This is a genomic window from Kitasatospora sp. NPDC043949, assembly GCF_056435365.1.
Genome location: NZ_JBWKEQ010000034.1, coordinates 85,162 through 94,234, shown reverse-complemented (window position 1 = coordinate 94,234; position 9,073 = coordinate 85,162). Strand labels below are relative to the sequence as shown.

Annotated in this window: 5 protein-coding genes; 1 reads left to right on the top strand and 4 read right to left on the bottom strand. The window is 75.8% G+C overall.

The window, feature by feature from the left end:
* Nucleotides 1-132 precede the first annotated feature (132 nt).
* Both AC07AL_RS25740 and ctaD read right to left on the bottom strand, forming a co-directional pair.
* Nucleotides 133-660: a hypothetical protein gene (locus AC07AL_RS25740; RefSeq protein WP_363584709.1), complete on the bottom strand. Its 528-nt coding sequence runs from the start codon at nucleotides 658-660 to the stop codon at nucleotides 133-135.
* Between the two features lie 117 nt (nucleotides 661-777).
* Nucleotides 778-2,589, bottom strand: a complete 1,812-nt coding sequence (gene ctaD / locus AC07AL_RS25735; protein ID WP_478318332.1) for an aa3-type cytochrome oxidase subunit I — start codon at nucleotides 2,587-2,589, stop codon at nucleotides 778-780.
* A 530-nt stretch (nucleotides 2,590-3,119) separates the two neighbouring features.
* Here ctaD and AC07AL_RS25730 point away from each other — a divergent pair.
* A complete protein-coding gene (locus tag AC07AL_RS25730) occupies nucleotides 3,120-4,946 on the top strand; it encodes an AfsR/SARP family transcriptional regulator (RefSeq protein ID WP_363584705.1) in 1,827 nt (608 codons plus the stop codon).
* On the opposite strand, the gene lanKC is transcribed toward AC07AL_RS25730, so the two are convergent.
* Nucleotides 4,939-7,536 carry a class III lanthionine synthetase LanKC gene (gene lanKC / locus AC07AL_RS25725; protein ID WP_363584703.1) on the bottom strand — a complete coding sequence of 866 codons (2,598 nt, stop codon included), beginning with the start codon at nucleotides 7,534-7,536 and terminating at the stop codon, nucleotides 4,939-4,941. The genes AC07AL_RS25730 and lanKC overlap by 8 nt on opposite strands.
* Before the next feature lie 82 nt (nucleotides 7,537-7,618).
* Nucleotides 7,619-8,926 (bottom strand): MFS transporter, encoded by a 1,308-nt coding sequence (locus tag AC07AL_RS25720; RefSeq protein ID WP_363584701.1) that lies wholly within the window; start codon nucleotides 8,924-8,926, stop codon nucleotides 7,619-7,621.
* Between the last annotated feature and the right edge of the window lie 147 nt (nucleotides 8,927-9,073).

The window sequence follows — 9,073 nt, the reverse complement described above, 5'->3', positions numbered from 1 at the left end:
CACCCCAGCCAACACACGGGAGAAGAGAGACGAGCACGGTAGTCAAAACCCCCCCCCCAACCCCCCCTTCCCCCCCCCCACCCCACCCCCCCCCCCCCCCCCGCCCCCCCCCCCCCCGTACCGGAGGGGCCGTCAGCGCCGCCGCGCGCTGCCGAGGCCCGCCAGCAGGAAGGCCAGCGCCACCCCGGCCCCGCTGACCGCCGCGAGCACCACCCGGGAGCCGACGGCGCCCTCGTCCGACAGCAGGATCGCCACCGCCCCCAGCGAGGCGACGGCGGCGCCGACGACCAGCCACCCCGCGAGGGTGACGGCGGCGGGGCGGCCGGAGCGCGGCGCCGGCCGGGCGCCCGGGGCCGCCCAGCGGGCGGCGGCCTCGTGCTGCTCCCCGCGCCGGTCCCACCGGGCGCGGACCCGCAGCGCCACGCCGCCGACCAGCCCGGCGAGGGCGATCTGCGCGGCGGGCCGCCAGTCGGGCACGGCGAGCAGCAGCCCGCCGGCCATGGCGAGGGCGGCCCACCACAGGACGCAGGCCGCCGCGGCCGTGCGGGTGGAGCGGGGCCGGTCGGCGCCGGCCTGGAGGTCGGCGATGGCGGGCAGGTACCAGACGCAGCCGCTCGCGGTGAGCGCGGCGGTGCCGATGGCGAGGACGGTGTGGGTCATGGGGCCGGCCTTCCAGGTCGCGAGGGGAGGGAGCCGTCCCCGCCCGTGACGGGGGCGCGGGCGGAGACGGCGGTCGGAGGGTTCGGAGCGGGTGGCCGGGGCGCGCCCGGCCTCGGGTCAGCTGTCCACGGCGGACCGCGCCCGCTCCGCCCTGGTCTGTGGCAGGTCGTACTTGGCCGGGCTCACGTCGCCCAGGTGGGTGGCGGGCTTGCCGGTGTTCTCCAGGACGTCCAGGGCCGCGATGTCGGGGTGGTGGAGGTCGAAGGCCGGGGATTCGGAGCGGATCCTCGGCAGCCGGACGAAGTTGTGCCGGGGCGGCGGGCAGGAGGTGGCCCACTCCAGCGAGCGGCCGTAGCCCCACGGGTCGTCGGCTTCGACCTTCTCGCCGTACTTGGCCGTCTTCCAGATGTTGTAGAGGAACGGCAGGATCGACAGTCCGAGCAGGAAGGAGAAGATGGTGGACAGGGTGTTGAGCGTGGTGAAGCCGTCCGAGGCCAGGTAGTCGGCGTAGCGGCGGGGCATGCCCTCGGCGCCGAGCCAGTGCTGGACCAGGAAGGTGCCGTGGAAGCCGACGGTGAGCGTCCAGAAGGTGATCCGGCCGAGCCGTTCGTCGAGCTTCTTGCCGGTCATCTTGGGCCACCAGAAGTGGAAGCCGGCGAACATCGCGTAGACCACGGTGCCGAACAGCGTGTAGTGGAAGTGGGCGACGACGAAGTACGAGTCGGAGACGTGGAAGTCGATCGGCGGGGCGGCGAGCAGCACGCCGGTGAGGCCGCCGAAGAGGAAGGTGACCAGGAAGCCGACCGTCCACAGCATCGGTGTCTCGAAGCTGAGCGAGCCCTTCCACATGGTGCCGACCCAGTTGAAGAACTTGACCCCGGTCGGGACGGCGATGAGGAAGGTCATGAAGGAGAAGAACGGCAGCAGCACCTGCCCGGTGACGTACATGTGGTGCGCCCACACCGTCACCGACAGGCCGGCGATGGCGACGGTGGCGGCGATCAGCCCCGCGTAGCCGAACATCGGCTTGCGGCTGAAGACCGGGATGATCTCGGAGATGATCCCGAAGAACGGCAGCGCCAGGATGTACACCTCGGGGTGGCCGAAGAACCAGAACAGGTGTTGCCAGAGCATCGCCCCGCCGTTGGCCGGGTCGAAGACGTGCGAGCCGAACTTGCGGTCGCATTCGAGGGCGAGCAGGGCGGCGGCGAGGACGGGGAAGACCAGCAGCACCAGCACCGAGGTGAGCAGCACGTTCCAGCAGAAGATGGACATCCGGAACATGGTCAGCCCGGGTGCGCGCATGCAGATGATCGTGGTGATGAAGTTGACGGCGCCGAGGATGCTGCCGAAGCCGGAGAGCGTCACGCCCATGATCCACATGTCGGCGCCGACGCTGGGCGAGTGGACGGCGTCGGACAGCGGCGCGTAGAGGAACCAGCCGAAGTCGGCGGCGCCCTGCGGGGTCGCGAAGCCGGCGGCGGCGATCAGCGAGCCGAACATGAACAGCCAGAAGGACAGCATGTTCAGGCGCGGGAAGGCGACGTCCGGGGCGCCGATCTGCAGCGGCATGATCCAGTTGGCGAAGCCGGTGAACAGCGGCATCGCGAAGAGCAGCAGCATCACCGAGCCGTGCATGGTGAAGGCCTGGTTGAACTGTTCGTTGGAGAGGATCTGCGTTCCGGGCCGGGCGAGTTCGGCGCGCATGACCAGCGCCAGGACACCGCCGATCAGGAAGAACCCGAACGCCGACACCAGGTACATGGAGCCGATCGTCTTGTGGTCGGTGGTGGTCAGCAGTCTGACCACGGCCGAACCGGGCCGTTTCGGCCGAACCGACGGCTGCGGTACGGAGGTTGGCGGTGGCGTGGGGTCGCCCTGTGCCGGGGTGGCGCTCAAGGACGCACTCCTTAGGAACGTCGTGCGAATGGCTGGCGATCCATGATCCGAACGCACCGCCCCCGCCCCCTAGGGCCGTTCGGCCCGCGCCCCCGGGGCCGCACGGCCCGCGTTCCGGCACCCGGACCGGGACCTCCGGTGGCCGTCGGTCCCTCCCCGGCCCCTCGGGCGGCGCTCACCGCGCCGACGAGCACCGCTGGAGGAACGCCGGAACCGCCCCGGCGCCCGCGCCCCGGACCTCGCCCGCCCGTCCCCGTCCGCCCCGGGGCCCGCACCCCCGGCCCCGGCCCTCCGCCGCACCCCGCCGGCCTCTCCCACCCCACCCCACCGGCCACGACACCGCGCCCGCCGGCCGCCACCGCCCCCGGCCGCCCCCTCCCCCGGATGCCCCCTCCCCCAGGTGCCCGAAGTGTGAGGGTCGCGTGACCGAAACAGGCCGATTCCGTGCCCTACAGATCGGATCGGCCGTCAAGTAGCCTGCGCCCACGCCCGCACCGCACCGGTCACGCACCCCCGCTCGGACACGCCCTGGCCCCCACCCACGCCCCGGAGGTACGCCGATGCCCCTGGCCCAGCCCGCCGCCCCCACCCGGCCGCGCTTCTCCGTCCTCGGCCCGCTGACCGGCGAAGCGGACGGCCGCCCGCTCGCCCTCGGTCCGCTGAAGCAGCGGCTGGTGCTGGCCGTCCTGCTGAGCCGCGCCAACACGGCCGTCCCGGTCGACCTGCTCACCGACGCGGTCTGGCCCGAGGAGCCGCCGCGCACCGCCCGCAAGAACCTCCAGGTCTACATCTGCACCCTGCGCACCCTGCTCGGCCGCGACCCCGGGCCCGAACGGCTGGTCCACACCGCCGGCGGCTACCTGCTGCGGGTCGCCGAACCCGAGCTCGACGTCCTGCAGTTCCGCGCCCTCGCCCGGGCCGGCCGGGCCGCCGCCGACAGCGGCGCGCTCGCCCCCGCCGCCCGGCTGCTGCGCCAGGCCCTCGACCTGTGGCAGGGCCCGCCGCTCGCCGACCTGCGCTGCTCGCCCGCCGTCCAGGCCGAGGCCGATCGGCTGGAGGCCCGCTGCCTGGGCGTCCACGAGGACTGGGCGGAGACCGAGTTGGAGCTCGGCAACGCCACCGCCGTCGCCGAGGAACTCGCCGACCCGGCCGAGCGCCACCCGCTGCGCGAACGCCTCCAGGCCGCCCGGATGAACGCCCTGCACCTGTCCGGCCGGCAGGCCGAGGCGCTCGCCGTCTACGACACCCACCGCCAGCTGCTCGCCCGCGAGTTGGGCCTCGAACCCAGCCCCGCCCTGACCGCCCGCTACCGGCAGCTGCTCGCCCACGGCCCGGCCCGCCCCGCCACCGCCCGGCCGGCGCAGCACCCCGGCCCGAGCGGCGCACTGCTGCCCGCCGACACCACCGACTTCACCGGCCGAAGCCACGAACTGCGGGATCTGATCGACGCGTTGGCGGAGGGCGGCGAGCGCGTCGCGGTCCTCTCCGGCCCGGCCGGCGTCGGCAAGACCGCCCTCGCCGTGCACGCCGGACACCTGCTCGCCGACCGCTTCCCCGACGGCCGGCTGCTGCTCCGGCTGCGCACCGAGGACGGCACCCCACGCCCGCTCGCCGACATCCTCGCCGAACTCGCCGCCCTCACCGGCCGATCCGGCCCGAGACCGGCCGACCCGGCCCAGGCCGCCGCCCTCTGGCGCGCCTCCCTGGCCGGACGCCGGATGCTGCTGATCCTCGACGACGCCCCCGGCGAGGCCGTAGTCCGCGAACTGCTGCCGGGCTTCGGCCCGAGCGCCACCCTCGTCACCTCGCGCAGCCAGCTCGCCGGACTGGCCTCGGTGCACCGGGTCACCGTGCCGCCCTTCGCCCCCGCCGAGGCGCTCGACCTGCTCGGCCGGATCGTCGGCACCGGCCGGACCGGCACCGACCGCGCGGCCGCCGCCCGGATCGTCGAGGCCTGCGGGCTGCTGCCGCTCGCCGTCCGGGTCGCCGGCACCCGGCTCGCCGTCCTGCGCCACCTGCCGCTCGCCGAGTACGCGGCCCGCCTCGCCGATCCGGCCGGCGCCCTGGACGAACTCGTCGCCGGGGACGTCACCGTCCGCGCCCGCCTCGACTCCGGCTGGCGCGACCTCACCGACCAGGGCCGCCTCGCCCTCGGCCGGCTCGCCGCCCTCCCGCTCTCCCTGCTGTTCACCCTCCCCGAGGCCGCCGCCGCCCTCGGCCGCCCCGAACGCCTCGCCCTGCGCACCCTGGAGGCCCTCACCGACACCGGCGCCGTCACCTCCCCCACCGGCGAGGTCACCGCCCACGCCGCCCTCTACGCTCTCCCCCGCCTCACCCACCTGCACGCCCGCGAGCACGCCACTGCTTTGGCCGACAACCTCAGCTGAGCCCGCCGCGCCGGCCGGCACCCCTCGGGCCGAGCGTCAGCACGTCCAGCAACTCCCCGCCCTCCGAGCCCTGTTCGACGGCCCGCAGGGCCAGCAGGACGCCCGCCGCCCCGGTGTGCAGGTCCGCCGAGAACCGCCGCAGCCGCATCCCGGGGACGAGCAGGCCCTCCGGCCGCGCGACCAGGTGCCACTGGAGCTTGCGGACCTGCTCGCGGACGGCGTCCCGGACCGCCGCCCCGCCCAGCCGGTCCAGCGCCAGCAGCAGCCCGGCGCGGCCCCGGAACAGCCCGGGCTCGCGCACGAATCCGGGTGCGCACACCCTCCGCACGTCGGCGAGGAACTCCCCGAACCCGCCGAACTCCCCGAACCCGCTGCCGCCGAGCGCCTGGTACTCCTGGGCGACGAGCGCGATCCCGCTGCTGCCACGGTCGAGGTAGGCGAGCCGCCGCCCCCGGTCGAGGACCTGGACCGACCCGTCGGGCACCCGCACGCACTGCGCCACGGCCCGCCCCAGCGCCTCGCGCCCGGAGGCCAGCAGCCAGTCCTCACCGGTCCGCTGGTACAGCCGCAGCTGGACGAGGGCGATCCCGGCCAGGCCGTACAGCAGTCCGGCCGCCGTCGGCGCGCCGAGCCCCGGGACGGTCTGCCCGCGCAGCACCGCGTCGAGCGCCCGCGCGTCGGCGAGGGCGTCCGCGAGTTCGCGCCAACTGCCGAGGGCGTCGGCGAGCCGCAGCCGGGCGAGCGCGGCGCCGGCCCGGCCGCCGTGGAGGGCGACGGTGGGCGCGGGCCGGGCCTGCCGGGCCTGGGCGGCCAGTTCGGCGGCCTCGTCGCCGCGGCCGACCCGGGCGAGCACGGCCGCCACGCCGAGCGGCCCGTCGAAGAGCCCTCCGGCGCCCGGTCTCGGGCCGCGCCGCCGCATCGCCGCGATCAGCCAGTCCGCGTACTCGTCGGGGCAGGGCGCCCCGGCGCGGTGCAGCGCGTACAGCACGCCGGCGGCGCCGTGGGCGACGCCGGTGCCGCCGTCGGCGAATCCGGCCGGGTCGCCGGGGAAGAGCCGGTCCGGCCGGTCGGGGGTGGCCCCGGCGTGGATGCCGGCGACGAGTTCGTTCCTGGCGGCGTCGAGGGTGGGCCCGGCGAGGAGTTCACGGACCCGCCGTTCGCCGACCGGTTCCACCCGCGCCACCGGTGCCACGGCGCCCGGCCGCACCGGCCCCTCCTCCGGCCCGAGGCCGAACCAGTGCCGTGCCCGCCGTTCCAGCGCGGGCAGTTTGCCGGGATCGCGTTCGGCCAGCTCCATCACGGGCATCAGCAGCATCAGCCAGGTGGCCCAGAGCATGTGGCGGTCGGCGTCGGCCCCGTCGAGCCCGGGCGGGGGCTGCAGCGCGCCCGCGCCGGCGAGCGGGACACGGCGGCCGGTGAGTTCCTCCGCGTACTCGAAGTCGACGAGCACCACCGAACCGTCCGGACGGACGATCACATTGGCCGGGTGCAGGTCGCCGAACCGGACGCCCCGCTCGTGCAGGGCACCGAGCGCCTTCTCCAGTCCGGCCACGACCCCGGCTACCCAGTGCGCGTACTCGGCGCGCTGTCCGGCGGTGCAGTTCTGGTGCACCAGCGGGTAACGGCGGATCGCCTCGGCGAACAGCTGGACGCCCTCGATGTGCTCCTGGACCAGGAAGGTGTGCTCCCAGACCGTCCGGACCTCGTGCAGCCGGGGCACGCAGTCCAGGCCGGCGAGCCGTTCCAGCGCCCACTGCTCGCGCCGCAGCCGGGTGACGGCGTCGTCCCCGGCGGCGTCCAGCCCGGCGTGCGGGCGGGCCTCGCGCAGCACCACCCGCTCCCCGGTGGTCCGGTGCTCGGCGAGGTAGATCCCGCCGGCGTTGGAGAACTGCAGCACCTCGACGATCCGGTACGGCAGGTCGCCGCCGGCCGCCTCCCGGGCGGCCAGGTGCGGGCGCAGTTCCTCGGGCGGTTCGACCCAGGCCGGCAGCTGGAACACCGGGTCGCGCCGGTCGGGGACCAGCTCGCCGGACGGGTCGCGCAGCGCGGGCACGGGCCGCCCGTCCTCGTCCTGGCACCACAGCTCGACGAACGCGCCGTAGCGCACGTACACGGGGGCCGTCCCGATCCGCAGGTCGGTGAGCACGTACGGCCCCCGGCGGCCCGCCAGCACCTCGGCCAACTCCGCCGCCACGGCCAGGAACTCCGCCTCCGACCCCGGGTAGACGGTGACGAACTTGCCGCTGCTGCCGCGCCCCATGTACTTGCCGTTCGCGACCCGCAGCGCCTCGTCGCTGCGCAGGAACTTGAACGTCGTGCGGCGCGCCATGCAGACCCGCGCGACGGCCCGCAGAGTCGCCTCGGCCTCCTCCGGCACGGTCGAGACGTGGATCTTCCAGCCCTGCTCCGGCAGCCGGGCGCCGTCCGGCCGCAGCGCCGTCCACAGCCCGCGCCGCTCGCGCCGCCACCCGGCGGGCGGTGCGCCGAGCCCCAGCTGGTACCGGCCGGCCCGGTCGCGGAGCCGGCCGGGGGTGTCGTAGTACGTCGGATCGGCGAGGCAGTACAGCTGGGTCTCCTGGGCGCCGGCCATGGCGCGCCTCCTCTTCCGGGTCGTCTTCCGGGTCGTCTTCCGGGCTCTTCCGGGTCGCTCGTCTCCCGGGCCGCCGAACGGTTCAGCCTGCGGGTGCGGGTAGCGGTGCGGGGGCCGGGGCAGGCGCCGGACCGCGCCGGACCGGCGGCGCCCAGGTGACGACGGCCGCGCAGAGCGAGATGGCGAGCGCCAGCAGGGCGAAGGTCCGGGTGCCGCCGAGAGCGCCGAGCAGCGCGCCGCCCACCAGCGGGCCGAACGGCTGGACCAGGGTGGACAGGAAACCGGCGGCGCTCTGCACCCGGCCGATCCGGTCGGGCGGCGCGGCGAGCAGCATGCCGGAGACGAAGCCGATGCTGGCGACCGTGGACAGGCACATGCACACCGCGCACAGCAGCCCGATCAGCAGCGGGATCCGAGTGAGCACCAGCACCCCGGCAGTGGCCGCGGCCGCCCAGCAGCTGAGCGCCACCAGCCTGCCGTCGCGCACCCCGGGGCGCGCCTCAGGGCGTGTCTGACAATTCCCGTCGGGCGCGTGAATTGTCAGACGCGCCCTGGCCTCCAGCCTCGGGGCGAGCAGCGCGCCGGCCAGGGCGCCGGCCGCGGTGCAGGAGACCACGGTGCCGCCGCCGATCCCGGAGTGGCCGCCGTCGGAGGCCACGGCCAGGGTGGTGAACATCAGCGCGCTGAACGCGAAGTTCATCCCGAGCCCGAAGATCAGCAGCAGGGTGCGCAGGTAGGGCTGGCGCCAGATGAAGCTGAGCCCGGCGGTCAGTTCGCCGCGGCTGAACGCCGCGCCGCTCCTGGCGGCGGGCACCGAGCGGGTCCGCATCAGCGCGACGCAGACGGTGGAGAGCAGCAGCCCGACGCCCTCCGCGAGGAACGGCAGCACCGGGTGCCAGGCGAACAGCGCGCCGCCGGCGATCGGCCCGACCAGCCGGGCGGCGGCGCCGCGTGCCTGCATCCGGGACGAGGCCGCGCGGACCTGCTCGCGCGGCACCACCGCGCGCAGCAGGCCGCCGGCGGCGGGCCCGTAGGCGCTGGTGATGAGCGCCCCGGCGGCGGCCACCAGCAGCACCAGCGGCAGCGGGGTGTGGCCGCGCAGGACGGCGATCACCAGCGCGGTGACGGCGAGCAGGCTGCCGACGTCGCACACCCGCATCAGCCGGCGCCGCTCGATCCGGTCGGCGATGACGCCGCCGGGCAGCATGGTGAGCAGCAGCGCGCCGATCGAGACGGTGCCGATGGCGCCCGCCTGGGCGGCCGATCCGGTCTCCCGCAGGACGAGCAACGGCAGGGCGATCGAGGCGAGTTGGGAGCCGAGCGAGGCCATCAGGCCGCCGACCCAGAGCAGCCGGAAGTCCCGGTTGCGGGAGAGCGAGGTGGGCTCCATGGCCGTCCTCCGGGGTGGGGGGTGGAATCGGGCCGGGGGGGGGGGGGGGGGGGGGGGGGGGGGCGGGGGGGGGAGGGGGGGGGGGGGGGGGGGGGGGGGGGGGGGGGGGGGGCGGAGAGGGAGGGGAGGGACCCCCCCTTCGTGCGG

Excerpts from the sequence above, each read along its gene's own strand:
- AC07AL_RS25740 (WP_363584709.1), bottom strand. The coding sequence starts at position 660 with ATGACCCACACCGTCCTCGCCATCGGCACCGCCGCGCTCACCGCGAGC.
- AC07AL_RS25730 (WP_363584705.1), top strand. The coding sequence starts at position 3,120 with ATGCCCCTGGCCCAGCCCGCCGCCCCCACCCGGCCGCGCTTCTCCGTC.
- lanKC (WP_363584703.1), bottom strand. The coding sequence starts at position 7,536 with ATGGCCGGCGCCCAGGAGACCCAGCTGTACTGCCTCGCCGATCCGACG.
- AC07AL_RS25720 (WP_363584701.1), bottom strand. The coding sequence starts at position 8,926 with ATGGAGCCCACCTCGCTCTCCCGCAACCGGGACTTCCGGCTGCTCTGG.